Source organism: Catenovulum sp. SX2 (genome assembly GCF_052056295.1).
Classification (GTDB): domain Bacteria; phylum Pseudomonadota; class Gammaproteobacteria; order Enterobacterales; family Alteromonadaceae; genus Catenovulum.
On record NZ_CP182493.1, the window covers coordinates 1,418,849 to 1,444,593 of the forward strand.

26 protein-coding genes are annotated in these 25,745 nt (G+C 39.3%); 12 read left to right on the top strand and 14 right to left on the bottom strand.

All coding sequences use genetic code 11. The features are described from left to right. Nucleotide 1: 1 nt before the first annotated feature. From ACMZOO_RS06005 to yacG, 4 genes are read left to right on the top strand one after another with little or no spacing between them, the layout of a single operon-like run. A complete protein-coding gene (locus ACMZOO_RS06005; RefSeq protein ID WP_440905817.1) occupies nt 2–889 on the top strand; it encodes a prepilin peptidase in 888 nt (295 codons plus the stop codon). After that, nucleotides 889–1,503, top strand: coding sequence for a dephospho-CoA kinase (gene coaE / locus ACMZOO_RS06010; RefSeq protein WP_440905818.1), 615 nt, complete (start codon nt 889–891; stop codon nt 1,501–1,503). Before ACMZOO_RS06005 ends, coaE begins: the two co-directional genes overlap by 1 nt. Before the next feature lie 59 nt (nt 1,504–1,562). Further along, nucleotides 1,563–2,309, top strand: coding sequence for a cell division protein ZapD (zapD, locus tag ACMZOO_RS06015; protein WP_440905819.1), 747 nt, complete (start codon nt 1,563–1,565; stop codon nt 2,307–2,309). Between the two features lie 36 nt (nt 2,310–2,345). Then, the gene (gene yacG, locus ACMZOO_RS06020) at nt 2,346–2,570 is read left to right on the top strand and encodes a DNA gyrase inhibitor YacG (protein ID WP_440905820.1); all 225 of its coding nucleotides are present in this window, start codon (nt 2,346–2,348) and stop codon (nt 2,568–2,570) included. 256 nt (nt 2,571–2,826) lie between these two features. On the opposite strand, the gene ubiA is transcribed toward yacG, so the two are convergent. Together ubiA and ACMZOO_RS06030 are read right to left on the bottom strand one after the other, a co-directional pair. Further along, the gene (ubiA, locus tag ACMZOO_RS06025; protein ID WP_440905821.1) at nt 2,827–3,675 is read right to left on the bottom strand and encodes a 4-hydroxybenzoate octaprenyltransferase; all 849 of its coding nucleotides are present in this window, start codon (nt 3,673–3,675) and stop codon (nt 2,827–2,829) included. Continuing rightward, complete coding sequence (locus ACMZOO_RS06030) at nt 3,672–4,205, bottom strand: chorismate--pyruvate lyase family protein (RefSeq protein ID WP_440905822.1); 534 nt, start codon at nt 4,203–4,205, stop codon at nt 3,672–3,674. The genes ubiA and ACMZOO_RS06030 overlap by 4 nt, the downstream gene beginning before the upstream one ends. Before the next feature lie 188 nt (nt 4,206–4,393). Here ACMZOO_RS06030 and ACMZOO_RS06035 point away from each other — a divergent pair, with 188 nt between their 5' ends. Continuing rightward, nucleotides 4,394–4,792 (top strand): flagellar basal body-associated protein FliL, encoded by a 399-nt coding sequence (locus ACMZOO_RS06035; RefSeq protein ID WP_440905823.1) that lies wholly within the window; start codon nt 4,394–4,396, stop codon nt 4,790–4,792. On the opposite strand, the gene glpG is transcribed toward ACMZOO_RS06035, so the two are convergent. Genes glpG through nudE form a run of 5 tightly spaced genes read right to left on the bottom strand, consistent with a single transcriptional unit; the run spans nt 4,789 to nt 7,964 of the window. Further along, nucleotides 4,789–5,625 (bottom strand): rhomboid family intramembrane serine protease GlpG, encoded by an 837-nt coding sequence (gene glpG / locus ACMZOO_RS06040; RefSeq protein ID WP_440905824.1) that lies wholly within the window; start codon nt 5,623–5,625, stop codon nt 4,789–4,791. The two genes, ACMZOO_RS06035 and glpG, sit on opposite strands and share 4 nt — an antisense overlap. A 12-nt stretch (nt 5,626–5,637) precedes the next feature. Next, nucleotides 5,638–5,961: a thiosulfate sulfurtransferase GlpE gene (gene glpE, locus ACMZOO_RS06045; protein WP_440905825.1), complete on the bottom strand. Its 324-nt coding sequence runs from the start codon at nt 5,959–5,961 to the stop codon at nt 5,638–5,640. A gap of 5 nt (nt 5,962–5,966) precedes the next feature. After that, nucleotides 5,967–6,551: a YceI family protein gene (locus tag ACMZOO_RS06050; RefSeq protein ID WP_440905826.1), complete on the bottom strand. Its 585-nt coding sequence runs from the start codon at nt 6,549–6,551 to the stop codon at nt 5,967–5,969. Between the two features lie 2 nt (nt 6,552–6,553). Next, nucleotides 6,554–7,396, bottom strand: coding sequence for a 3'(2'),5'-bisphosphate nucleotidase CysQ (gene cysQ / locus ACMZOO_RS06055; protein WP_440905827.1), 843 nt, complete (start codon nt 7,394–7,396; stop codon nt 6,554–6,556). Further along, nucleotides 7,386–7,964, bottom strand: a complete 579-nt coding sequence (nudE, locus tag ACMZOO_RS06060) for an ADP compounds hydrolase NudE (RefSeq protein WP_016957509.1) — start codon at nt 7,962–7,964, stop codon at nt 7,386–7,388. Before nudE ends, cysQ begins: the two co-directional genes overlap by 11 nt. Nucleotides 7,965–8,012: 48 nt before the next feature. Here nudE and yrfG point away from each other — a divergent pair, with 48 nt between their 5' ends. Continuing rightward, nucleotides 8,013–8,702 (top strand): GMP/IMP nucleotidase, encoded by a 690-nt coding sequence (gene yrfG / locus ACMZOO_RS06065; protein ID WP_440905828.1) that lies wholly within the window; start codon nt 8,013–8,015, stop codon nt 8,700–8,702. Between the two features lie 669 nt (nt 8,703–9,371). Here the strand turns inward: yrfG and cysC are convergent. From cysC to ACMZOO_RS06095, 6 genes are all read right to left on the bottom strand, one after another. Next, complete coding sequence (gene cysC / locus ACMZOO_RS06070) at nt 9,372–9,968, bottom strand: adenylyl-sulfate kinase (RefSeq protein ID WP_440905829.1); 597 nt, start codon at nt 9,966–9,968, stop codon at nt 9,372–9,374. A 9-nt stretch (nt 9,969–9,977) separates the two neighbouring features. Continuing rightward, the gene (locus tag ACMZOO_RS06075) at nt 9,978–11,696 is read right to left on the bottom strand and encodes an SLC13 family permease (RefSeq protein ID WP_440905830.1); all 1,719 of its coding nucleotides are present in this window, start codon (nt 11,694–11,696) and stop codon (nt 9,978–9,980) included. 20 nt (nt 11,697–11,716) lie between these two features. Further along, complete coding sequence (cysN, locus tag ACMZOO_RS06080) at nt 11,717–13,132, bottom strand: sulfate adenylyltransferase subunit CysN (RefSeq protein WP_016954274.1); 1,416 nt, start codon at nt 13,130–13,132, stop codon at nt 11,717–11,719. Between the two features lie 12 nt (nt 13,133–13,144). Continuing rightward, entirely contained in the window at nt 13,145–14,110 is a 966-nt protein-coding gene (locus ACMZOO_RS06085; RefSeq protein ID WP_440905831.1) for a DHH family phosphoesterase, read from the bottom strand. 12 nt (nt 14,111–14,122) lie between these two features. Then, nucleotides 14,123–15,052, bottom strand: a complete 930-nt coding sequence (cysD, locus tag ACMZOO_RS06090) for a sulfate adenylyltransferase subunit CysD (protein ID WP_016954276.1) — start codon at nt 15,050–15,052, stop codon at nt 14,123–14,125. Between the two features lie 64 nt (nt 15,053–15,116). Continuing rightward, the gene (locus ACMZOO_RS06095; RefSeq protein WP_440905832.1) at nt 15,117–18,449 is read right to left on the bottom strand and encodes a PAS domain S-box protein; all 3,333 of its coding nucleotides are present in this window, start codon (nt 18,447–18,449) and stop codon (nt 15,117–15,119) included. Nucleotides 18,450–18,500: 51 nt separating this feature from the next. On the opposite strand from ACMZOO_RS06095, the gene ACMZOO_RS06100 reads away from it, so the two are divergent. From ACMZOO_RS06100 to ACMZOO_RS06115, 4 genes are all read left to right on the top strand, one after another. Next, nucleotides 18,501–19,496, top strand: a complete 996-nt coding sequence (locus ACMZOO_RS06100; protein ID WP_440905833.1) for a methyltransferase — start codon at nt 18,501–18,503, stop codon at nt 19,494–19,496. Nucleotides 19,497–19,647: 151 nt separating this feature from the next. Beyond that, entirely contained in the window at nt 19,648–20,880 is a 1,233-nt protein-coding gene (glgC, locus tag ACMZOO_RS06105) for a glucose-1-phosphate adenylyltransferase (protein WP_440905834.1), read from the top strand. Between the two features lie 3 nt (nt 20,881–20,883). Beyond that, complete coding sequence (glgA, locus tag ACMZOO_RS06110; protein WP_440905835.1) at nt 20,884–22,317, top strand: glycogen synthase GlgA; 1,434 nt, start codon at nt 20,884–20,886, stop codon at nt 22,315–22,317. A gap of 16 nt (nt 22,318–22,333) precedes the next feature. Next, the gene (locus ACMZOO_RS06115; RefSeq protein WP_440905836.1) at nt 22,334–22,645 is read left to right on the top strand and encodes a hypothetical protein; all 312 of its coding nucleotides are present in this window, start codon (nt 22,334–22,336) and stop codon (nt 22,643–22,645) included. Here the strand turns inward: ACMZOO_RS06115 and ACMZOO_RS06120 are convergent. Further along, complete coding sequence (locus ACMZOO_RS06120) at nt 22,628–23,119, bottom strand: DUF3293 domain-containing protein (protein WP_440905837.1); 492 nt, start codon at nt 23,117–23,119, stop codon at nt 22,628–22,630. The two genes, ACMZOO_RS06115 and ACMZOO_RS06120, sit on opposite strands and share 18 nt — an antisense overlap. A 141-nt stretch (nt 23,120–23,260) precedes the next feature. Here ACMZOO_RS06120 and ACMZOO_RS06125 point away from each other — a divergent pair, with 141 nt between their 5' ends. Next, complete coding sequence (locus ACMZOO_RS06125; protein WP_440905838.1) at nt 23,261–24,907, top strand: HAMP domain-containing sensor histidine kinase; 1,647 nt, start codon at nt 23,261–23,263, stop codon at nt 24,905–24,907. Between the two features lie 115 nt (nt 24,908–25,022). Beyond that, nucleotides 25,023–25,733, top strand: coding sequence for a two-component system response regulator ArcA (gene arcA / locus ACMZOO_RS06130; RefSeq protein ID WP_016954285.1), 711 nt, complete (start codon nt 25,023–25,025; stop codon nt 25,731–25,733). Nucleotides 25,734–25,745 lie beyond the last annotated feature (12 nt).

Below are 25,745 nucleotides of genomic sequence, written 5' to 3' on the forward strand. Positions count from 1 at the left end.
AATGGAACTATTTTTTGGCTATTTTGAACACTATCCAGTTGCCTGGATCATTTTTGTTGGCTTGTTTAGTTTGTTGGTTGGCAGCTTCTTAAACGTAGTGATATACAGATTGCCTATTATGTTAGAACGAGATTGGAAACGTGAGTGCCAATTATTGTTTGAGGATGAAGGGGTGAAACTGCCGATTGATATCCCTACAGATAGGTTTAATTTAGTTTTTCCACATTCACATTGCCCGAGTTGCAAAAGCCCAGTCAAACCTTGGCAAAACATACCTGTTTTGTCTTATCTAGTGCAAAAAGGTAAATGTAATAACTGTCAGACTTCTATTTCCTTCCGTTATCCATTTATAGAAGTGTTAACTGCCATAGCGGGTATGGTCGCAGCTATTCAGTTTGGCTTTAGTGAACAAACGCTATGGGCGTTACTTTTTAGTTATTTACTCATAAGCATGTGTTTTATTGACTTTGATACCATGTTGCTGCCCGACCAGCTTACGCTCAGTATGCTTTGGTTAGGTTTACTTGCTAATTTATCAGCGACCTTTGTACCACTCGAAGATGCGGTAATAGGTGCTGTAGCTGGTTATATGATTTTATGGACGATCTTTCAAAGCTTTAAACTATTAACCGGCAAAGAGGGTATGGGTTTTGGCGATTTCAAATTGCTCGCGGCATTAGGTGCTTGGATGGGTTGGCAAGCACTGTTACTCATAGTGTTGATTTCTTCTGTGGTTGGTGCAATCGCAGGGATTATGATTATGCGCTTACAAGACAAAGATCAGCAACAAGCAATCCCGTTTGGCCCTTATTTGGCCGTTGCAGGCTGGATCGCCTTTTATTGGCAAGAACAAATTGTTGAGTTTTATATGAATACTTGGGTTCGTTAATGAGCCAGCTTATTATTGGAGTAACTGGTGGTATTGGCTCTGGCAAAACCACAGTTGCCAATATATTTGCGGACTTTGGTATCGACCTTGTTGACGCCGATATAATTGCGCGAGAACTAGTTGCTGCAAACAGCCCTGCCCTTAAACAAATTAGCCAGTACTTTGGGGATGATATTCTTGATGAGAATGGTGAACTCAATAGAACAAAACTACGCCAAATTGTTTTCACTAAACCGGCAGCTAAAGCATGGTTAGATAATTTGCTTCATCCACTTATTCGCGAAAAAATGCAGCAAAATTGTCAGCAAGCTCAATCACCCTATTGTTTGTTAATTGTGCCGTTATTACTTGAAAACAACTTACAGGCTATGACAGATAGAGTTTTAGTAACAGATTGTTTACCACAAACTCAATTGAGTCGAGCTGTAACAAGAGATAATAATTCACCACAACTTATTTTAAGTATTATGGATAAACAAATATCCCGCGCCAAGCGCCTATCTTTGGCAAATGATGTGATAAATACAGAGTTGCCTATCAGCCAAATTAAACAAGATTGCTTATCATTACATCAAAAGTATTTAGAATTGGCTAAATTGAAAGCTTTAAGTTAAGCTATTGGATAAATTATAACAATTTCTGGTTGAATCAGGGATAGATACTGTTTGTCACTATGACTGAAATACTCTACGAATTTCCTCTCAATGAAAAAATACGCACATACTTGCGTATTGAACATCTATTGAATCGGCTCGACCATCAATGTGGTCATGGTGAGCAGTGGGCTATTCTTGACTTTTTCAGTGCGCTTTTCGCTATTTTAGATATTATCGAACGTGGTGATTTAAAATCAGATTTGTTGAAAGATTTAGAGAAACACGAAAAGCAGTTAGTTGCTTGGGCACAACACCCGAGCGTAAATAACGACGCGCTTCAGCAGTTATTAAGTTCAGTAGTTGAAATGTCCAGCCGCTTGATGTCAAGCAATAAGCTTGGTCAAAGCTTACGCGACGATAAATTTTTATCATCCATTAAACAAAGATTCTCAATTCCTGGTGGCAGTTGCTGTTTTGACTTACCACACATGCACCAATGGTTAAATCAATCTATTGATACCATACAACAGAATCAACAAGCTTGGTTGAATGAACTCGACATTTTACAAACTGTTATTGAATTAGATTTGCGCATGGTACGCGAAAAGGCTAACTTCGCTAATTGCCAAGCTGAAGCTGGTTTGTATCAAGATACTGTTGAAAACGTCGAACTGCTGCGCATTAAGCTTCCAACCGACAGCCCTTATTATCCAACGGTAAGTGGCCACAAAAACCGTTTTGCCATTCGATTTATGCAAAATGATCGACAACAAAATAAATCTGCTTGCCAACATGCGCTTAAATTTAGTTTGGCGACCTGTTAAAATCTAACTTATTAATCATGAGTGTTAGAGCCAATTATGCCAAGCAAAGTCGCCTGTCCAACCTGCCAAACCCAAGTAGAATGGGTTTCTGATAACCAATTTAGACCTTTTTGCAGTGAACGCTGCAAGTTAATTGATTTAGGTGAATGGGCAAGCGAAAGCCACAAAATTGCTGGTGAAGCAGTTGATGCCTTGAACCCACAAATGGATGAATTTGAAATAGAAGCTCAGTTGCATAAAAATAATGATTTTTTTCGATAATCGATTAACTTATCTGACACTTGGGCTAAGTGCTACATATTCGGTCTGAGCTAAAATTTCTAACGCAGACACGCCGTAAACACATCTCTATGGGCTCGAAACAAATCATCCAAGATTTGTACGGTCTGCTTTTAGAAACCTCAGCTCAGTCCTCAGAGTTGAGGCATCAATAATTTACAGCTCTATCTGCAAGTAAAAATAAAGTTGATAAGATAAATGGAATCTCAGCCGCAAAACCTCACAAAGCTTGGAGCCGTTAAATATACGAAAAAACCAATCCAAACAAAATCAATAACCCCACATAATGATTCTGTTTAAACGCGGCAAAACACGCATCACGCTCACGCTTCTTAATACTAACTTGGTGCGCAATAAACAGCCCTAAACTTAAACCTAAAGTCATAAAATAAACGGGTTGTAGTGACAACATAATGCCAGCTTGAAAACAGCAGGCCAGCATCAATAACTGTAATACAAATACAATTAATTTATCAAATCGACCAAATAAAATAGCAGTTGATTTAACCCCTATCTTTAAATCATCATCCCTATCAACCATGGCATACAAGGTATCGTAGGCAACTGTCCACAACAAATTTGCGCTAAATAACCACCAGGCAACAGCCGGAATAGTCTCTAATGTGGCCATAAAGGCCATAGGTATTGCCCAACTAAAAGCTGCGCCTAAAAATACCTGAGGTAAATGTGTGTAGCGCTTCATAAAGGGATACAAAGTTGCAAGGAATAGCGCGACAAACGACAAAAGTATGGTTTGGTAATTTAAAAATAGCACCAATACCAATGCAACTAACAACAAAACAAAAAAAGCTGCTAGCGCTTGTTTTTCAGTCAAAGAGCCATCAACTAAGGGCCGCGAGTTTGTCCGCTTAACATGCCCGTCCACTTTGCGATCGGCATAATCATTGATCACACAACCTGCGCTGCGCATCACTATCACACCTAAAGAAAAAATTACTAATAGTGACCAGTCTGGTATGCCTTGTGCGGCAGCAATTAACGCCCACAGAGTTGGCCATAGAAGTAAGTAGGTGCCGATGGGCTTATCTAAACGGGTTAAACGTATATAGGCATTTAATTGATTCATAAATACAATGGACTGTCCGGTAAAAATATTTCGCTGACATATATAGGTAGTTGATTCACCAAAAAAGTAGAACGGCGGCCAAACAACTTTTGGGGCATTGCCGACGTTTTGTTGCTACGCCTAGCTTCGGCAAAAAGCCACACATTCTGCTCACATGTATATTCAGCAAATTCAATGGCAGCTCGGCTTAAACCTTGTTGCTGAAAAATGGCTTCACCCAAAGGCTTGTTTTCTAGCTGGGTCAAAAATTGATTTTGCGCAGATAAACTGCTTTTAGGAATACGTGTATGCGCATAAACCCAAGCAACCCCAGAACAATTCAGTAACACCTCTCTGGCTAAATAACTGTCGCTGCTTTGTTGGCTCTGTTGCCAGCCTTGGCCTAACAAGGTTAAAGAAAAGTTTGCATTATAAGATTTAAGCTTTGCCGTTAGTGAAGACTCATCAGTTAACCACGACCACACAGAGCTGTTACAGTTAACCTTTTTCAACCAATTTGTTTCGTCTCCTAGTGGAAAGCTATAAAGCACTCAGTTCCCCTTACCTATAAAGTTTAAATTCGCGTGCAATATGATACCAGTTATAAAAGGTTTAACTAGAGTCAAACAAATAAACTGGTATAGAATAACCTTGAGCTGCATTGGAAAGTAAACACTTTTACTAAGCTTTCAGCTATACTAGTCAACAGATAACTTTTGTAAAAATGGCGAATTGATACATGCGATTAAAACACCTTAGCTGGGTTCCATTACTGGCTTTGTTATTTATGCACAAAGCAACTTTTGCTCAGGAAGACAAATACGCTTATTTTGGGTTTGAGCCGGACATCATCACAAATTACATTACAACTAAAAAGAAACCAGGTTACGTCAGGATCACGGTAGAATTAATGCTGATTGACGCCTCATACTTGGATGTTGTGGAACACCACTCCCCTCTACTCAGAGACGCTATTGTAGAGATTTTAGGTCAAGAGCCCGAAGAAAAGATTAAATCTTTGACAGGTAGAGAAGAAGTGCGCAAACTCTGTGCAAGCAAAGTAAAAAGTTTATTGCAAAAAGAAACAGGGCAAGAGTTGATTAAAGACGTGTTATTTACCAATTATTTATATCACTAAACTGGCTTTGTGGGCTTTTCAAACCAAGCCCACGCGACACCAGCCAACATACCACCTAAGTGTGCCCAATTAGCCATTGGAATAGGTAGTACACCAGCAAAACCAATCACCAACCACAACAGCATCATAATAAATACGCCGTCAGGAATATACAGTTTAAGTTTACCCAATTTTCCGGCGATCCAAGCATAGCCTAACAAGCCATACACGACCCCTGATAGACCAAGAAACGAAGCATTTTCGATACTAAATTGGCACAAATGAGCCGCCAAAGCAGAAGCTAGAAATAGATTAACGATAAAAGCACCGCCTTTTTCTAATTCGAGTTTGCCACCTAACCATATCCACCAAAAAACATTAAACAGCAAGTGAACTAGGCTGCCGTGCATTAAAGCTGGTGTAATCAACCTATATATTTCGATAAAATCTAGGCTAGCTAAAGTAACAGGGAAACCTAAATATTGGTAAATCCAAGGATGAAAGCCGACCATTTGCAGTGTAAAAATTCCAATCACCATAAGCGCAACTAAACGGGTCATGATCCCTGTGCCTCGCAATATTTGTCGTGTCAGTTTGTTTTGTTTGGTCGATTTTGGATATACCTGCGCATTTTGGCTACGGATCCAAGAAGCATCTAGATATTTTTGATCATAAGGGTTATTTAAAAAGGCTTCTAATTCTTGTTGTGCTTGCTCAAGCTGAGCATCATCAAGAATAAATAACGACCAGCCCTTTTCATCAGGGCTGATGTCATTTTTTATTTGTTGAGTTTGTAAATAGTCAGCAACCGCCTTAGCAGTCCGTAAGTCGGCGAATGTAGCTAGATGTCTCAAACAGATTCTCGTTTATTCAGCAGACTGAACAAAAGGTAGTTCTTTACGCCAAGCTTCGAAACCACCGTCCATACTATAAACGTCTTCGAAGCCTTGCTGTGCGATATACTGCGCCGCCCCTTGGCTAGAAACGCCATGGTAACAAACAACAATAACCGGCTGGTCAAAGTCTGCTTCCGCCATAAAGGCGTTTAATGTGCCATTGGTTAAATGATACGCGCCTTCAATATGCGCTGAGTTAAATGAAGCTTCATCACGAATGTCGACTATTTTAATATCATCAGTCTCTTGAAGTTCAGCTACTTGCTGACAACTAATATGTTTAAATTCAGACATATAAATTACTCAGCGGCAAAAACTAAATTAAAACTAACAGGTACAGAATAAGTAATAGATGGTAATCCTGCTAATTCTTGCAGTTTATTAATACCTTCTATCAATGAAAAATCTGCGGCATTAATAATCACAGAGCCAAGACTATTGACAAATAATTGGCCGTTATTGCCTTTAATTACAGAGACAGCTAGGGATAAATCCTGTTTATGACCATGAAGCTCTAGCTGAGCAACTAACTCTAATGTTTTTGGCTCGCCAACAGCTAAATTAGTTAACACACTGCTATCAACTTTTGCACTAATTGTCGCATTGGCAAATTTGTCTGTTTCAAACAAATATTTTTGCATACGTTCGTTACGAATTGGAATATTCGTTTCAACCGAGCTTAAATCAATAGTCAATTCAACTTGACCATTATCAGCGACTTTACCCGAAACTTTTTTGAAAGAATGCTGTTCAATAATTTGTGCTTTTTTAGTCGATAAAAAATTCAATTGAGAAGTTTGTTCATCTAATTTCCAGCCGGCAAAAGCTTGGTTTGCAAAAGCTAAACCAAGTGCTGCTGAAATTAAAAGTGCGCGCAATTTCATTGTTATAATGTCCTTTGAGTCTTGTGAGGAATGATTACTTTTTTCCAATCTACTTTTCTGTCACCAATCACGATAAAATCTGGGTTGGCTAAAGTTTCACGTTGGTTATAGCTTAACGCATTAAATTCGCTATCTAAAATGTTACCACCGGCTTCACGCAAAATACAGTGGCTCGCCCCGGTGTCCCACTCACCCGTAGGGCCTACACGCAAATAAAAATCTGCACCACCTTCAGCTATCATACAGCTTTTTAGCGAACAGCTACCAAGTGCGACTTTTTGGTGTTGCTCAGCGTCAACCAAATATTGGCCAACCGTATTAGACTTCTGTACTCGCGATACAGCTAGACGCAAATCAGCCGTGGTGAAGTCTTTACGCGAATATTTAGTCACATGAATTGATTCTATATTTTGACCAACCTGCTTAAATGCACCTTGTTGTTTAATGGCATAATACCAAGTGCCTTGAGTTGGCCAATAAATAACCCCAAGCACAGGTTCACCTTCTACAACTAGAGCTATATTCACCGCAAAGTCACCACTGCGTGATACAAACTCTTGCGTCCCGTCCATAGGGTCTAATAACCAATAAGCCTGCCAGGTTTTCCTTTCTGTAAAAGAAAATTCACATGACTCTTCTGACAAAATAGGGATACTTGGTGTGAGCTTTTGCAAACCTTCAGTCAATACTTCATTGGCTGCATAGTCAGCAGAAGTGACTGGTGATTCGTCGTCTTTTTGATAAAGATCAAAATCACCTTCGTTGTATATAGCCATAATGGCTTCGCCTGCTTGATAGGCGATTGTTTTTACGTCGTCCAATAACTCGGCTGGATCAGGTCTCATTGGTTGTCTTAAAATATTTTCTCGCTAAAAATAGAGCGGCAACACTTCGGGCTTCGGTAAAGTCTTCGCGCGCCAGCAGTTCATCTATATTATGGACTGACCAAGGCACAATATCCAAGGGTTCTGGCTCATCTCCCTCAAGTTTTTGCGGATAAAGTGATTTTGCTAACAAAATATGCATGCTAGAACGGAAATATCCTGGTGCCATAGTTAAACTTTTCAGCGAAACTGTTTCTTTACAGCCCATACCTATCTCTTCTTGTAACTCGCGGTCAGCCGCTTGCTCAGGTGTTTCACCTTGGTCAATTAAACCTTTTGGGAAACCTAGCTGATAATCGTGTGTACCAGCTGCGTATTCGCGCACCAAAATAAAGGTTTCATCATCCAACATAGGCACCATCATCACAGCACCACTGCCTTTGCGATTTCCACGTAATCTTTCGTATTCGCGCTCTTCGCCATTACTAAATTTTAGCTGTAAGGTTTCTATACGAAACAGTCGGCTTTGCGCGACAACTTCTGAGTCTAAAATTTCCGGCAATATTTTTTCTTCGAGTCCTTTTTTCATTGCTTTGATATACTCATGTAAATTTTGTTTGAAAGTATAACATTAATTATGACGCTGCAATGGCAAGATATCGACACTGTGTTGTTAGATATGGACGGCACCCTACTCGATTTACATTTTGACAATTATTTTTGGTTACAACATCTACCCAAACGCTACGCACAAATTTTTAATGTGGATGTACTCAGCATTGAAAACCGCTTACACCAAATGTATGCAGAAATGCAGGGGAAATTGCAGTGGTATTGTTTTGACTGGTGGGCACAGCAGTTACAAGTGGATATTGTTGAACTTAAACAGGAGATCACCCATTTAATTGAAATTCGCCCAAGTGTGACTGAGTTTTTGCAAAGTCTACAACAATCACATTGCCGGGTGATTTTATTAACCAATTCACACCCTGCAGGCATGCAGCTTAAATTTGATAAAACCGGTATTGATCGATATTTTGATGAGATTGTGAGCAGCCATGATTATGGTTTTTGCAAAGAGCAGCAAGAATTTTGGCAAGCCGCTGAACGTCATTTAAAGTTTGATAAGCGCCGTTGTTTATTTATTGACGATAGTTTGCCAGTATTAACCGCGGCAAAGAAATTTGGCATCGCTTTTAATATAGCGGTTGAAAACCCGGATAGTAAAAAGCCTGCTAACTCATTTAGTGATTTTGAAAGTGTCAGTGATTTTGAGCAGTTGACTAGGAAGCTGTCTGATATTGCGTCTAGACCGAACACTTTCTAATAGTAGTGCTATACAGCAACACCCTTGAGTTGATCGCTTAAAATTAGGTGCACAGGCGCTTGGAAGTTGCAGTCACTTCGCCAAACGCTTCAAGCCATCCGTGGTCGCTCGCCAATTACCTCCATGTAATTGGAGGTTGGCTCACTGTCTCCAACTCCCAAACACCAGAATAACCAACTTCATCGCTGTATTTGATTGTACGCAATTCTTAAGTCGAAAATTTAAATTCAGCCACATTACATTGGTAGAAGCAAGTATCGAAAAGCGACATCAATGTTACGAAAGATGGTTGGGAGTGTTTTTTGCAAAACTTCCAATCGGTAGGGATACCGTTTGAGAGCGGGCCATGGATGGCCTTGCAGCGCTTTTGCAAAAAAATGCTCTAACCAGCTTGAGCTTGAAGATTCACCGGATAACCAGCGATTAAAAAAAGGGGAAGGGACATAAATGTTGCGATAGATGGTTGGGATGTTTTTTTGCAAAACTTCCAATCTGCAGCATCTCCAGTTTCCAAAAGGTAAGTGGGCGTGTTGCGAACAAAACTTCACAAGATAAGGATATCTTGTGGGAGCGGCACATGGATGTGCTTGAAGCGGTTTTGTGAGCAAGACCCCATTGACCTTGAATTTAGTTGCACTATTCCGCAGCAACTAAAAAGCGAAACAAAAACTAAGCTAAATAGCCCTTAGCACGCAAATGCTCCAAAACTAAATCAGCACAGCCTTCAATAGTTAACTCAGCCGTTTTAACAACAATCTCAGGGCTTTCCGGTGCTTCATATGGCGAATCAATACCAGTAAATTGTTTAATTTCACCGCTACGAGCTTTTTTATATAAACCTTTAGGATCGCGCTGCTCACACACCTCAATCGGCGTATCAATAAACACTTCGATAAACTCACCGTCACCAACCAAATCACGCACCATTTGGCGATCAGCTCTGAAAGGAGAAATAAATGCCGTTAATACAATTAAACCAGAATCAACAAACAACTTACTGATTTCACCAATGCGACGAATGTTCTCAATGCGATCATCATCACTAAAAGTTAAATCTTTATTGATACCGTGGCGCACATTGTCACCATCCAACAAATACGAATGCACATTCGCTTCAAATAACTTGCTTTCAACAGCATTTGCAACAGTTGATTTACCCGAGCCACTTAAACCAGTGAACCACAAAATACACGGCTTTTGATTTTTCTGTTGAGCACGCTGTGCTTTTTCTACTTGTGTTGGGTGCCAAACAATATTTTCATTCATGATTAGACCTTAAAACGGAAAAAAGTAAGGTACGAGTATGGCGGTCAGTGTGACATAAACAAGCGTAACCGGAAAACCATAACGTACAAAATCTGTAAATTTATACCCACCTGTATTAAATACAAGCAAGTTAGTTTGATAACCATAAGGGCTTAAAAAGCTCGCACTGGCACCAAAGGCAATTGCCATCACAAAAGTGAGTGGACTCGCAGAAAAACTTTCAGCTAAACCAATGGCAATCGGAAACATTAGAGCCGCAGCTGCGTTATTAGTAATTAACTCAGTTAATACCACTGTTGCCACCAAGATACCGATAAACGCAACCCACACTGAATATTGGCTAAACACAGTATGTATGCCATCCGCTAAAGTCTGACTTAAACCGGTTTGCTGCATGGCTTCAGCCAAGGTTAATGCCGCTGTGATAATCAACCATAAATCGAACGGGAATAGCCTTTTTAATTCTGCTGCTTTCACAACCTTGCCAGCCAAAGTGGCGGCTATAAAAAACACCAAACCTTGCAGTAATGGGACTATTTCAAACACAGCTAATGCCATCACAGCCATAAAACCAAAGATCACCATGTTATTGGTTTTAATTGATAATGGCTGCTCAACATTTACATCTGATACCAAAATGAAATGTTTATCGATATTTTTTCTGCTTTTAAAGTCGCGCCCTGCCGCCAAAAGCAAATTATCACCTTCTTGCAGAGTCACTTCACCGAGTTTACCCGGTACACTTAAACCGTTACGTTTTAGGCCAACAACAGCCGCATCAAACATAGCTCTAAAGCCAACCGATTTAAGCGTTTTACCGACTATATTTGAGCCACTGGTCAGCACGACTTCAACTAGGTTATCACTCATTAACCCAGTGTGCTCGGCAAAAAACTTAACCCCAGGCAAGGTTTGTAATTCTTCTATATGGCTAATTTCGCCAGAAAAAACTAACCTATCTTCAGCCTCTATCATATGGCTTGGGCGAACAGGTGCAATTGATTGACCACGGCGAATAATTTCGACCAAAAAGAAGCTGTTTAAGTTACGTAAATGGTTGTCATGAATAGTATGACCAACCAGTGGGGAATCTGCTTTTACTTTAATATCAACAAAGTATTGTTTTTGTTCTTCTTTTACATGATTGTTCGGTAGCACTTTTTTGCGCAATAGCATAACCAGCAAACCGGCACCAACCAGTGCTATGCCTACGGGGAAAAATTCAAAAAAGCCTAAACTTGGGTGCCCTGCATCCATCCAAAAACTATTCACCACCATATTAGTAGAAGTGCCAACTAAAGTAGTTGTACCACCTAAAATGGCCGCATAACTCAGAGGTATCAGTAATTTAGATGCAGCTATCTTATTTTGATTTTTAATCGGTCGTAATAACGCCGCAACCACGGCCGTGTTGTTTAAAAATGAAGAGGCAAATGCAGATAAAGTGGTTAACTTAATCAGTGTTTTATTTTCATTTTGTTCAAGCGCATTACGGGCAAATAATTTGAGTAAACTTGTCCGTTCTAATGCTCGCGATGCCAACATCAAAGCTAGTAAAGTGACTACGCCAGGATTGACTGCCTTTTCGAGTGTTGTTTCTATGGTAACAAGTTGACAGGCAAATAGCGCCAATACCGCAGCGCTAAATATATTAGACGCGCGCCAGTGTGAGAAAACCAGCGCGGCTATGGTTCCAACAAAGATGGCTGCAGTTGCAGCCTGTTCCATTAGCATATAAATCTATTTGATTATTTAAGTAAATCACGCAGATCAACTGCTTGCCAATGTGGGAAGTGTTTACGAACTAATTGATTTAACTCTAATTCAAACTCAGAGAATTGTTGTTTAGTTTGTTTACCTTCCGCTGCTTGAATAATCATGCCCGCACCAACAGTTACGTTAGTTAAACGGTCAATCACAATAAAGCTACCTAAAGCACGGTTGTTTTCGTATCGTTCAATAACAACAGGCGCATTTAATTGCACTTCACACACACCAATTTCATTCAAAGCAAGTGCTTGAGTATCTTCATGTGCTAATGTGTTTACATTAATACGGTAATCAACTTGGTTTACTTGACCACTTGTGGTTTTTGAACCTAGTTTGAAATCGTACATTTTGCCTGGTTGCATTGCGTCTTCAGCCATCCACACGATATGTGCAGATACAGCTTGTGAAACTTCTGGCAATGACGCCGATGCGGAAATTACATCACCACGGCTAATATCAATTTCATCTTCTAAAGTTAAGGTCACTGACATAGGTGCAAATGCTTCTGCAATTTCACCGTCAAAAGTATCAATGGTTTTAACTTTTGAAGTTTTACCAGAAGGCATAGCGGTAATTTCGTCACCAACACGCACAATACCTGATGCTATGGTACCAGCAAAACCACGGTAGTTTAGATGTGGACGATTTACATACTGTACTGGCATGCGGAATTCAGCCAAATTGCGATCTGCAGCAATTTGTACACTTTCCAACATTTGCATCAAGGTTTCGCCTTCGTACCAAGGCATAGTTTCGCTCTTGTTTACAACATTGTCGCCTTTAAGCGCCGACATAGGTGCAAAACGAATATCTGTGATATTAAGCTCTTGAGCGAAATCTAAATAATCTTCTTTAATTTTGTTGTAGGTTTCTTCACTGTAATCAACTAAGTCCATCTTGTTTACAGCAACAACAACGTGTTTGATACCTAACAAATCAACAATAAAGCTATGACGTTTAGTTTGGGTTTTAACACCAGCACGCGCATCAATTAAGATGATGGCTAAATCACAGGTTGATGCACCTGTTGCCATGTTACGCGTGTATTGCTCATGCCCTGGGGTATCAGCAATAATGAATTTACGCTTTGAAGTTGAAAAATAACGGTAAGCAACATCAATTGTAATACCTTGCTCACGCTCTGATTGCAAACCATCAACCAATAAAGCCAAATCAACTTCTTCACCTGTGGTACCTGACTTTTTACTATCTTTGGTGATTGCAGCTAATTGGTCTTCATAAATCATTTTTGAGTCATGAAGCAAACGACCGATTAAAGTACTTTTACCATCGTCTACGCTTCCGCATGTTAAAAAGCGCAATAATTCTTTATTTTCATGCTCTTTTAGATAAGCCAATATATCTTTTTCGATCAAGTCAGATTGATGCGACATAAAGCATTCCTCTTAAACTGTGTATTGCTGATCAAATTCAGCGATAAATCTGGATAATTCTGATTCGGGTAACTCATTGATGCCTGCCGCTGCTTTGCGGCCACCGCCGGTTGCAAACTTCATGCATAATTCGTCGGCACCAAAGGCGTTTTCTTTCGGCGCACGTACTGACACTAAATACCCACCTTGTGGTAATTCAGTTAATACTGCGTGTGCATCTGCTGGTGTGCGGTTGGCTAAATCATTGCCCCATACACCAGATACTCGGCGAGCCCATGCTTGATTAGGCAATACAAATATTTTGCCTACTGCACTTTGATGCAACAATTTTGCTTGTTCAGCTTGTTGCATATCCGCTTCGTAGTTAGCTATCAGCTTGGTATAAATGTCCGCTTGTTCACTAATCATCTCAAGCGGATCAGCATAAGCTAACAATAAACGAAACAACTCATCTGGTGCGTAGTGTAAATCTGCCACTGTCGCACCATAACCATTGTAATTAATCGCGATACCTAAAGCTTTTAATTGCGCTTTTTGCTCAGAGCTTAGACCTTGCTCATCAGCAAGTTGTTCTGCAGCAACCAGCATGTTGTCACCATATGCGGCGGCAATTGCCCAATTAACAAATTGACCATTGAGGTATTGGTTAATCAACAAGCTAGTACAAGTATCAGCTGCGGTATCAATTAAACTTTTAAGTCGCTCATTCTGTGGAATATCTCCAGCAAAATGATGGTCACAATAAAACACCTCAACTTTTTGCTCTAATAGAGCCAAAAGTGGTGTTTTATTTTTGTCCATTGAAATATCAAGTACAGTGACTTTGTCGCCTGCCTGCGCTTGTACTTTTTCAAGTAATTTAATATCACGTTTAACGCCAGTAACAAGCGTGCTGTCTTGCGGCTCTGCTAAACGCAATTGCAACAAGGCACAAATACCGTCGGCATCACCATTAAAAACATCAATGTAGTTTTGCATTGTCATTCCGTTTTAGAAGTAACCTTCAATTTTCTTCTTCTCCATAGAACCAGAAGAATCGCTATCTATCACACGACCTTGGCGCTCTGAAGTTGAGGTTAACAACATTTCTTGAATGATTTCAGGCAAAGTAGCTGCTGTTGAATTCACTGCACCTGTTAATGGGTAACAACCTAAAGTACGGAAACGAACCATTTCCATTTTAGGTGTTTCACCTGGTTCTAATGGCATACGGTCATCATCAACCATAATTTTCACGCCATCACGCTCTACAACAGGACGCTCTTTAGCAAAATATAAAGATGGGATATCAATATTTTCTAGGAAAATATATTGCCAAATATCTAATTCAGTCCAGTTAGATAATGGGAATACACGAATGCTTTCACCTTTATCAATTTTACTGTTGTAAATGTTCCACAACTCTGGACGTTGATTTTTCGGATCCCATCTATGATTTTTATCACGGAATGAATATACACGCTCTTTTGCACGAGACTTTTCTTCATCACGACGTGCGCCACCAAATGCAGCATCAAAACCATATTTATTTAAAGCTTGTTTTAAGCTTTGCGTTTTCATGATGTCAGTGTGTTTTGCACTACCGTGAGTAAATGGCCCAACATTCATATCCACACCTTCTTGGTTGATATGAACTAACAAGTCAAAGCCGTACTCTTTGGCAATGCGATCACGGAACTCAACCATTTCGCGGAATTTCCACGTTGTATCAACGTGCAATAAAGGAAATGGAATTTTTGCAGGGAAAAATGCCTTACGTGCTAAATGCAATAACACGGATGAGTCTTTACCGATTGAATACAACATAACCGGATTTTCAAACTCAGCGACAACTTCACGAATAATATGTATAGATTCAGCTTCTAGCTGTTTCAAATGAGTCAATCTATGTTCAGACATGGTATGCGCTTCTTCTGTCATAAAGGGTTCATAAAATTATATGCTTAGAATAATGGATTCTAAGCAGAATTAATAATCAAATTTGTTATTTGATATGTTCATTTTGCAGATTGCTGCTCAATTCTAGTGTATCTGTCACTAATTTGAGTAACTGATTGGAATCAATAGGTTTAGCAATAAATCCTTCAACATCAAATTGCTCAATGTTTTTATCATTAACTAAATCACTATATCCTGTCATTAATATTACCGGCAGTTCAGGCCAATGCTGCTTAAGTCGACTTGCCAGCTCTATCCCGTTTACTTCAGGCATGGTTTGGTCGGTAATCAATAAGTCACACACATCAATATTTTCAGACAAGCTGTTTAGCGCTTTTACACTATCAGTAAATGTACAACAATCAAAGCCATGCATAGTTAATTTTTCAGCTAAATAACTCGCAATGGCTGCTTCATCGTCAACAATACAAATTTTAGATTTGCCCTGATGTGGTGTAATCATTTGCGCGGCTGGTTGTTCTTTCTCTTCTTCTGCGTGGTAAACCACAGGCAAATAGATTTCGAATTGTGTGCCTTTGCCGAGCTGACTATCAACACGAATATGCCCACCGAGCTGGTGAATAATACCATGCACAATTGACAAGCCCATGCCCGAGCCCTCACCAAGTCCTTTAGTGGTAAAATACGGGTCAAATATTCTTTTCAAAGTTTCTTCGTCAATCCCCTTACCATTGTCTTTGACACGAATGCATACCATTAATCCCTCAAATGGATTGTGGCAGGAAGAACAAACACGCACACCGGCGGTGACGAATTCGGTTTCAACGATAATAAAGCCTCGCGCCGACATGGCATCTCGCGCATTAATTGCCAAATTCATAATAATTTGTTGTAGCTGTATTGGGTTAGCTAATACTCTACAGTCGGCATCTATGTTTACTTGGGTTTCAATAGAGCTAGGCAATAGAGGTCTCACCATAGCCAATGTATCTTTTAATACTTTATTTAAACTAATGGCTTCAGTTGACTGAGTGTCATTACGGCTAAATACCATCATTTGCCGAATTAAATCGCGAGCACGCTCACCAGAGGTTACTATTTGTTCTACATAGTCAGGCAGTTTGGCTGTTTGCTCAAGCTCGATACAATCTTGAATCAACTCTGCATAACCTAAGACTGAAGCGAGAATATTGTTGAAGTCATGCGCTATGCCACCGGTTAATTGACCGATAGCCTCCATTTTTTGCGAATGACGTAATTGTTCTTCTAAAACCAGTTTTTCTTGTTCAGCAGATTTGATTTTAGAAATGTCAGAAATAGTTCCCGACATATAAATAAACTTGCCCTGCTCTCTAATAGCTTGGCCACGCGCCCGCAACCAAATTGTATCACCTTGACGCTTACAGGCTCTAAATTCACAATCAAAGTTTTGGTTATGAACTAAATGTGCTTGAATCTGGGTAATTAGATTATCTAAATCTTGGTGGTAGACAGTTTCATGCCAAAAATGTGCGGAATCGGCTAAGCGTAAGGCTTCTGCATAAGGGTAATCTAGAATTTCCCAGTATCTTGCATTCCAATGCAATTTATTATCCAGCATATTCCAATCAAAGGTTGCATCTGATGTGCCTTCAATGACCCGTCGGAACCTTTGTTCTCTTTCTTTTAATTCACTTTCAAATTTGAGTTGCTCAGAAATATCACGGAATAAATAAACAGATCCAACCGCTTCATCATTGCGGATAATTGGATTAACTCGACAATCAGCAGGAAAGGTCGAGCCGTCTTTGCGCCTAAACCAATAAGTCCCCATTATCGGTTGCTGCTGTTCGCACGCCATGGTGCAAGGCGCACTGCCTGACATAGATAAACCCGATGGTTTATCTATAAATTGATATAAACGTTTTAACTGTAATTCTCGTTTACTATAACCCAGCATAGTTTCACTGGCTGAATTTGATAGCGATATTTGTCCGGTAATATCAACACTGACGATGCCATCATGCGCACTTTGTAAGATTAAGTCTCGGTATTCAATTTCGGCTTGCAAGGCTTCTTTTTGTTTGAGCTTCTGTTCGGTAATATCCGTGATCAGAATTAAAATACTCGCATGCTGGTTCGGGTTGCCTTTAAGATAAAATTTGGCTAAGAAAAATGTGGTCTCACCTTGTTTATCTTTAAAATGAATTTCACATTCAGTGGTTTGTTGCTCGCGTTGAACTTTGTCAATTTGCCCAGCGATTAAACCACGCTGACTCGGATGAAGTTGCTTGTAAAGAACCTTGGGATCTGTGCTATCAATCGACAATAAATCATTGATAAATTCAAAACCACTGTACCAATCTATTTCGTTAGTTTTACTATCAAGCTCAATACAGGCGACATGAGCTAAGTCTTGCACATGTAACAAGCGCTGCTGGTGACGTAATATCGAATCTTGTTTTGCTCTCAGTTTTTCACGGCTGACGTTGACCACAAATATAAGTACAAGCATCACGATAAAGGCAAAAAACACTAAGATTAAAATGCCAACCTGTATTTTCTTCAAGGCTTGGTCGACAATTTCCCGCGGTAAGCTGAGTAAAATGCCAAAGTTTCTAGCTTCCATCCAACCATGGGCATACAAAAAGTCTTTAGTTTGTTCAGAACGGGTTTTTACCGACGAAAAGTCAGCAATCTCAGCCCTAGCTTCAACTTTGTCAATAACATAGTTGTCTTCTAGTTTGCTACTGCCCTGCTTATCACTTAACAATACCTCACCTGAGTTAGCATACAGGTAAACGCGACCTTGGCCTGACATTCGCGCGGCACTTAAAATAGTTGACATTCGATGCGCATGGTTGAGTTCGAGCGCTAAAATGGCGATCACTTTACTTTCTTCAACCACAGGGACAGCAAATAAAATTGGAAAAAATAAGTTAGCGACTGATTTATCCGTCAAAAATAACGCTGCAGGGCGGCCTAAATTAAGTTGTTGCAGCCAATAATGTCTATGACTAAGAGGGATTGATAATGGGGCTATGCTAGTTTCCGCTTGCCAAACTTGTTCACCATCCGGGGTAAAAATATAAGTATTGTGGTAATTAACATCTGACAATACGCCGTTTTCAATCAGCAAGGCCAAATAATCCATTTCCCGTAAGCTAGGTAAAGTAGCTTGCTGATTATTAATAGCCAGCTGTTGTTTGGCAAACTCCACAACTAAAGGGTGTTCAGTCCAAACTGCCAGCTCTGCTAGTTCCAAGTTGATTAACTCTTGCACTTGTGAATATGCTAGCTCAACCTGCGCGGTCAAATTCTGTTGTTTTTCAGCCTGAAAATATTTAACTAGATGGGATTGAATAATAAAGGCCAAAACCAACAAACCGGTCGCCCCAATTACAAAACTAATGAAAAACCAGCGTCCCGATTTATTCATGATTATGTTAATCTAACCAAATAATTGATTTGTACAAACTGCTTATTTAACATGCAAACACCTTCCCTCGCTAGCCAATTGTTAAAAAAAATATTATCCGATGAGATTGATCATTCATTTTTATTTGTTGATCCGATAGATAACACTGATTTATCTGACCCTTGTTTTGCTAACTCTGACGTTTGGGTTTTCCGAGATATGCAAATTCCCAATCTAACCTCATTTTTGTGGCCACAACAACCAAACAAACCTTATAAAAATGTAGTGCTGTTTTTCCCTAAGTCAAAAGAAAAAGCAATTTGGCTAATTGACCTATTAAAATCAATTTTACCACCAAAAACAACTATCTATTTTGTCGGTGAGAATAAGGGAGGAATAAAAAGCAGTGCAAAACTGTTGGCAGGTCAGCTCGACAACATAGTTAAAATAGCCTCTGGCAAGCATTGTGTATTGATGCGTGGTGTTTTAAATCACAACCAAGCTTCGACAATTAACTTCCAACAGTCAGATTATCAAATAAATGACAACAACATCGCCGTAGCAAGTTTACCAGGTGTCTTTAGTTTCAAAGAGTTAGATCATGGGACCAAACTCTTGTTAGAAAATTTACCGGTTAACATTTCAGGGAAAGTACTCGATTTTGCATGTGGCTGTGGTGTGATTGGCAGTTATATTAAAAAGTACTATCCTGACAGCCAAATTGACATGTGTGACATTGACTCATTAGCAATTGAAAGTTCAAAACAAACTTTATCTATCAATCAACTGGTTGGATCTGTGGTCATTTCGGACGGTTTAACTAAAATTTCATCAAACTATCAGTGGATTTTTAGCAATCCCCCCTTCCACACTGGAATAAAAATAGACTACCATATAACTGAGTGCTTTATAAAAGATTGCAAAAATGTATTAACCACAAATGGTCGTTTATATATTGTTGCTAATCGATTTTTAAAGTATGCTCAGATTTTGCAAGACCACTTCAACAATGTTGATGTGGTAGCTGAGGACAATAAATTTAAAGTTTATTGTGCTTTCAATCGTTAACCTCAATAGAGACTTAATGTCCCATAGTTGGGTGTGACTTGTTCACTGACGTGTGTTCGGTTAGCGGTTTTACATGTATCCGGAGCATGTGGTGGACAGCGGAATATCCAAGTATTGGATTTGAGTCTACAGAACATTACAAGGCACGACTATGGCAGGGATCTTATCGATGATTTTGGCTGGTGGCGCGGGCACACGGTTATTCCCATTAACCGAAACGCGTACAAAACCGGCTGTACCTTTTGCGGGTCAATATCGCTTAGTTGACTTCGTTTTAAACAACTTTGTTAATTCTGATTTATTAAAAATCTATGTGTTAACTCAATTCAAATCTCAATCACTCAACATTCATCTTCGGCAAGCTTGGCATTTTTCAGGACTTACAGATCATTTTATCGATCCAATTCCTGCACAAATGCGTATGGGCAAAAGATGGTACGAAGGCACTGCGGATGCGATTTATCAAAACCTTAGATTAATCGAAATTCACGATCCTGATTTAGTTGTTATTTTCGGTAGTGATCACATCTACAAAATGAACGTTCGTCAGATGACGGATTTTCATAAAAACAAACAAGCCGATTTAACCGTTGCAGCCATCCGAGTACCAATTGAAGAAGCACACCAATTTGGTGTAATGGAAATAGACGAAGAAGGTCGCTTAATTGGTTTTGAAGAAAAGCCAGCTAAGCCTAAGTCGTTACCAGGTAACCCTGACGTTGCACTAATTTCTATGGGTAACTATGTATTTGACCCAGACGTTTTATACAAACAATTAAAAGAAGATGCGCAAGATCCAAATTCTTCGCATGACTTTGGTAAAAATATCATCCCTAATTTGATGACCGAAGGAAACGTATATGTATACGACTTCGCCAACAATAAGATCCCAGGTGAGCGTGGTGACCCTTTCTATTGGCGTGATGTAGGTACAATTGATTCGTACTGGCAGGCATCAATGGATTTATTAGATGCTGATAGTGCACTAGATTTATATAATCCAAAATGGCCAATGCGTACCTACCACCCTACAGTCCCAGCTGCACAAATTTATAGCTGTAAAAATGGTGAAGCTAACCAGATTACTGACAGTTCAATCGCATCAGGCTGTATTGTGCAAGGTGCAACAGTTAAAAAGTCAGTATTAGGTTTTGAAGTTATTGTTGATCCAAATTCAGCAATCACTGAAAGTGTAATTATGGGTAACAACGTTATCGGTGAAGGTTGTACAATTCATCGAGCTATCTTAGATAAGAACGTTGAAGTTGCACCTGGTACCAGCATAGGCGTAGACCACGATTTGGATGAAAAACGTGGATTTACTATCTCAGCTGGCGGCATAGTTACCGTCCCTAAAGGCACAAAAGTAGGGTTCGACGACTAACCTATGAATATATTATTTGTATCATCGGAAGTTGAAGACCTTGCCAAAACAGGTGGGCTAGCAGATGTTGCTAAAGCTCTACCTGTGTCCTTTAAAAAAGTCGGCCATGATGTACGAATTGTCACCCCCTTGTATAAAATAAGTGCGAACGTTGAAAACGCTCGCACCGTTTTACAAGATGTGGAGCTGCATGCTGGCGACTTAACTTACACCTACAGCGTTAAGCAAATTGAATTACATGGTGTTGTTGTCTATTTAGTCGATTATCCAACCTACTTTGACCGTAAAGGTATTTATAGTGATGGTTATGAAGCCTACGACGACAATGGAGAGCGTTATGCCTTTTTTAGCATGGCAGCTTTACACCTAGCACAATTGTTAGAATTTAAAACAGATGTGATCCATTGCAATGACTGGCACACTGGATTAATTCCATTTTATTTACATAAACACTGGTCAAACAATCCATTTTTGGCTAATGCTAAAACCGTTTTGTCTGTACATAATGGTGCTTTCCAAGGTCAGTTTCATATAGATAGCGTGCCAGTTTTAGCAAAAAGTGGTGTCAATCACGAAGACCTAAATCACGGCCATGTTAACTACTTAAAAATGGGTGTGCGCTACGCTAGCAAGATAGTTGCCGTTAGCCCGAGTTATGCTCAAGAATTACAAACTGATTTAGGCTCCCATCATATGGGTGACTATTTCAGAGCTAGATCACATGATATGGCAGGTATCATCAATGGCTGCGACTATAGCCAATGGGATCCTGCAACAGACCCACTTATTCCTTCCAACTACACAGTGGAGAACATGAGTGGCAAGGCCTTCTGTAAAGCAAGCTTACAGCAAATGAGCCACCTTCCCGTTGATGGAGATATTCCATTAATAGGCATGGTTTGCCGTATTACTGATCAAAAAGGCTTTGGTTATTTAATCCCAGTGTTAGAAAACATTCTGCATCATAACGTTCAGTTTGTCATGATAGGCACAGGTGACCCGCATTTAGTTAGCCAAATTCAGGCAATTAGTGATAAACATAGAAATAAATTCTACTTTATGCATGACTTTAGTTTGAGTTTTTCTCACCTAATTACTGCTGGTAGTGACTTTTTTATGATGCCTTCACTATTTGAACCTTGTGGGCTCAATCAAATGTACTCACTAGCCTATGGTACATTGCCAATTGTTCGTGCTGTTGGTGGATTAAAAGACACTGTTATCGACTTAGAAGCAGATCCTGCAAACGCCAATGGTTTTGTATTTAACCGTCCGGATAGTGAAGAACTGTTAAACTGTGTGCGTAAAGCTTTATTGTTTTACCATGAGTACAAACAAACTTTTGATTTTATCCGTAAACGCGCTATGCAAACTCGATTTAACTGGCACGAATCTGCAATGGAGTACGAAGCTCTGTATCAGAGTCTAGTCAATTAAATTGGAACAATAGTAGATGAAACACGTAGTTAAACAACTATGCTTAATTGCGTTTTCATCAACTGTTTTATTGTTATCAACAAACGCATCTGCACACGAGCCTTGTGTAAAACTCCGCCAACAAACTTGTCCACACAAAATCATTCGTAGCGTCAAATCAAACCAAGCAGAATTTAATAATAAAGCACTATGTGTCTGTGTTGCCGATTTCACAAAGCTAATCAACCAACAACTTAGTGAAGAAGAGCAACAACAGCTGTTTAACCAGGTTAAACAAAATTATGGAATGACAGAGCAAACTTTTCTTAAGTTATTGTTGGGTCGTTAAAGCTCTATGGTTTTGTGCACGTATCACTTTATCACTAAAACGACCTATAAATTCTTCTTGCACGCCGACCATTAACGCAGGGACTAAATATAACTTATCATCAGCAACCCAATACAAAGCGTTTTGTTTGTGATGCTTTGCTAATCTAATCGCCATATTTTTGTCTGTCGCAATAGCCCAGCTCTTTTCCATATGACTTTTGGCAGCATCACAACCAAATAAACTACGATAAGGCACGCCAAGCTCTGCAATATCTTGTTGTAGTACCCTATCTAACAAAGCGTTTTGCCCTGCACTACAGACCTGACCTAGCGGATTGTGCGCGGTAATAATTGCAAAATCTAAGTTAGGACTTAACAGCTGACCAAACTCAAAAACAACATTTTTATATATCTGCCATATAGCTTGCATACTGGTATAGTTTTTTGTGCAATTTATTTCAACTAACTCTAATCTAAATTGGCCAATTTTCAATCATTTCATCAAAAATTCATGCTGCTGTTTATGATTCGCTGACATCTAAAGTGAAATAATGAGTGATATGTCTCAACTCAACTTGTGCAATTTCAACTTTGTTCATACACTAAATTCAAGTCAGCTAAAAAACATGCGGGCATGGCAGAGTCAAAATCATTAAATAAAACCAGCTCAATTTCCTCCATAAAATCCAACATCATTAATATGGTGCTGTTTATTTCGGTTGTGGCACTACTGCTAGCTTTTGTCAGTAATGGCTACTTTGAGTTTAAACAACAAAAAAGCACACTTGCGAGCCAAGCTGTTTCGTACAGCGATATTATTGGTTTTAGTGCAACTTCGAATTTAATCTTTAATGACCCAAGTGCAGAGAATGCGCGTTTATCGAATTTAAATTTGGTCGACAATATCGACAATATCCATATCTATCGTTTTGACAAAACCAGCGAACAAATTGAATTTTTTGCCAGCTACAATAAAAAAAATGTCCCGCCGATCCCAACAAAAATAAATCAACTAGGTGAATTACTTGAACCAGAGTTTTCCGACAAACATTTAGAAATCGTCAGAAATATACAATTTGAAGAGCAACAGCTTGGTTTTATTTATGCCAGATTTACCTTAGATAAGCAGTATCAACAATTGTGGAATAGCTTGTACCTAAAATTTACTGTGCTGGTGTTGTCATTATTAACCGCTTGGGTGTTAGCTTTGCGTTTACAAAAAAGTATTACAGATCCCATTAGTGAGCTGGTCAAACTGTTTAAGTTTGCTTCAAAAGAAAAAGACTATTCGGTGCGTGCACCAAAACAAAGTTTAATTGAACTCAATGGCTTAAGTTCATCATTTAATACCTTGTTAGATAGATTCCAGTCCTATATGGATAAACAAGCCCAATCTGAATTAGAAATTCGCAAACTCAATCAAAACCTAGAAGACAAAGTAAATCAAAGAACCGACGCGTTAAAAGATGCCAACAATGAGTTGCTCACCACATTAGAAACGCTGCATAAATACCAGAACCAATTAGTTGAAAATGAAAAAATGGCATCACTCGGTGATATGGTTGCCGGCATCGCCCATGAAGTTAATACACCAATTGGCTTGGGAGTAACAGCATCAACCTTAATGAACGATAGATTACACGAAGTAAAACACGCGTTAGATAATAAAAAGTTGACCGCCAAACAACTAGAGAAATTTTTAACTGAAGGCGAAGAGAACCTCAATATCATCTACCGTAACCTGAATAGAGCGGCGGAATTGATTAGCAGCTTTAAACAAGTTGCGGTTGACCAAAGCAACGAAAATTCACGTTCATTCAAAGTATTAGATTTTCTCAATGACGTTTTGTTGTCACTCAGGCCAAAAATTAAAGCTACGCCGCACACAATCAACCTTAGTTGTGATGAGAACCTAGTGATTGAAAGCAAACCTGGTCCACTTAATCAAATATTGATTAATTTGATCATGAACTCAATTATTCATGCTTTTCCACAAGGGCGAGTTGGTACTATAGATATTAGTGTTGCGGTTAGCTCAGGTTATCTAAAACTGACCTTTAAAGATGACGGCATAGGTGTAGATGACAATATGAAAAAACGCATATTTGACCCATTTGTCACCACCAAACGCGGCGAAGGCGGCAGTGGTTTAGGTATGCATTTAGTCTACAATTTAGTGACTCAAGCACTTAATGGCAGCATCCATATTGAGAGTGAAGAAGACAAAGGCGTACTATTCAAAATAGAAATACCGGTAAATGTTAAAAAAAGCCCAAAATAGTATATTAAATCTACAGTTATAGATTGAGACTTATCAAACGGTTAACTATAATCGTAAGTGATAAAAAATAATTTATTAATACCATTTTTTACTTAACAGAAGAATCCTAACGCCAATGCAAACACATAATATATTAATCGTTGAAGATGAAGCCGTCACTCGTAATACTCTTACAAGCCTTTTTGAGGCTGAAGGGTATAACGTATTCTCTGCGGAGAATGGCGAAGAGATGCACACGGTTTTAAAAACTACTGACATCAATTTAGTTGTCATGGACATTAACCTACCAGGTAAAAATGGCCTAATGTTGGCACGTGAATTACGTGAAAACAAAAATATGGGTTTAATTTTCTTAACTGGTCGTGATAACGATGTAGATCGTATCTTAGGTTTAGAAATTGGTGCCGACGACTATTTAGTTAAACCATTTAATCCACGTGAATTGACTATACGTGCACGTAACTTGATGAACAGAACTAAAACAGCACCTGTTGAATCAACTGAAAGTGTTACTGAATACAGATTTAACGGTTGGGTTTTAGATTGTGATAGCCGCTCTTTGGTATCACCTTCTGAAGAAGCAATTCGTTTACCAAAAAGCGAATACCGTGCATTAAAATTATTGCTAGATAACCCAGGTAAAATTTTAACACGTGAACAATTAATCAAAGAAATGACAGGTCGTGAACTTAAGCCAAATGACCGTACTGTTGACGTTACTATCCGTCGTTTACGTAAGCACTTTGAAGAGATCCCTGATACACCTGAAATTATTTCAACTATCCATGGCGAAGGTTATCGCTTTTGTGGTGAAGTAGAGGCGTAATAGACGATTTCT

Excerpts from the sequence above, each read along its gene's own strand:
- ubiA (WP_440905821.1), bottom strand. The coding sequence starts at position 3,675 with ATGAATCAATTAAATGCCTATATACGTTTAACCCGTTTAGATAAGCCC.
- ACMZOO_RS06035 (WP_440905823.1), top strand. The coding sequence starts at position 4,394 with ATGCGATTAAAACACCTTAGCTGGGTTCCATTACTGGCTTTGTTATTT.
- cysQ (WP_440905827.1), bottom strand. The coding sequence starts at position 7,396 with ATGAGACCTGATCCAGCCGAGTTATTGGACGACGTAAAAACAATCGCC.
- ACMZOO_RS06085 (WP_440905831.1), bottom strand. The coding sequence starts at position 14,110 with ATGCAAAACTACATTGATGTTTTTAATGGTGATGCCGACGGTATTTGT.
- zapD (WP_440905819.1), top strand. The coding sequence starts at position 1,563 with ATGACTGAAATACTCTACGAATTTCCTCTCAATGAAAAAATACGCACA.
- ACMZOO_RS06005 (WP_440905817.1), top strand. The coding sequence starts at position 2 with ATGGAACTATTTTTTGGCTATTTTGAACACTATCCAGTTGCCTGGATC.
- arcA (WP_016954285.1), top strand. The coding sequence starts at position 25,023 with ATGCAAACACATAATATATTAATCGTTGAAGATGAAGCCGTCACTCGT.
- glgC (WP_440905834.1), top strand. The coding sequence starts at position 19,648 with ATGGCAGGGATCTTATCGATGATTTTGGCTGGTGGCGCGGGCACACGG.
- cysN (WP_016954274.1), bottom strand. The coding sequence starts at position 13,132 with ATGTCGCATCAATCTGACTTGATCGAAAAAGATATATTGGCTTATCTA.
- ACMZOO_RS06125 (WP_440905838.1), top strand. The coding sequence starts at position 23,261 with ATGGCAGAGTCAAAATCATTAAATAAAACCAGCTCAATTTCCTCCATA.
- ACMZOO_RS06075 (WP_440905830.1), bottom strand. The coding sequence starts at position 11,696 with ATGGAACAGGCTGCAACTGCAGCCATCTTTGTTGGAACCATAGCCGCG.
- glpE (WP_440905825.1), bottom strand. The coding sequence starts at position 5,961 with ATGTCTGAATTTAAACATATTAGTTGTCAGCAAGTAGCTGAACTTCAA.
- ACMZOO_RS06115 (WP_440905836.1), top strand. The coding sequence starts at position 22,334 with ATGAAACACGTAGTTAAACAACTATGCTTAATTGCGTTTTCATCAACT.
- coaE (WP_440905818.1), top strand. The coding sequence starts at position 889 with ATGAGCCAGCTTATTATTGGAGTAACTGGTGGTATTGGCTCTGGCAAA.
- ACMZOO_RS06100 (WP_440905833.1), top strand. The coding sequence starts at position 18,501 with ATGCAAACACCTTCCCTCGCTAGCCAATTGTTAAAAAAAATATTATCC.
- cysC (WP_440905829.1), bottom strand. The coding sequence starts at position 9,968 with ATGAATGAAAATATTGTTTGGCACCCAACACAAGTAGAAAAAGCACAG.
- ACMZOO_RS06050 (WP_440905826.1), bottom strand. The coding sequence starts at position 6,551 with ATGAAATTGCGCGCACTTTTAATTTCAGCAGCACTTGGTTTAGCTTTT.
- glgA (WP_440905835.1), top strand. The coding sequence starts at position 20,884 with ATGAATATATTATTTGTATCATCGGAAGTTGAAGACCTTGCCAAAACA.
- nudE (WP_016957509.1), bottom strand. The coding sequence starts at position 7,964 with ATGAAAAAAGGACTCGAAGAAAAAATATTGCCGGAAATTTTAGACTCA.
- ACMZOO_RS06095 (WP_440905832.1), bottom strand. The coding sequence starts at position 18,449 with ATGAATAAATCGGGACGCTGGTTTTTCATTAGTTTTGTAATTGGGGCG.
- yrfG (WP_440905828.1), top strand. The coding sequence starts at position 8,013 with ATGACGCTGCAATGGCAAGATATCGACACTGTGTTGTTAGATATGGAC.
- cysD (WP_016954276.1), bottom strand. The coding sequence starts at position 15,052 with ATGACAGAAGAAGCGCATACCATGTCTGAACATAGATTGACTCATTTG.
- yacG (WP_440905820.1), top strand. The coding sequence starts at position 2,346 with ATGCCAAGCAAAGTCGCCTGTCCAACCTGCCAAACCCAAGTAGAATGG.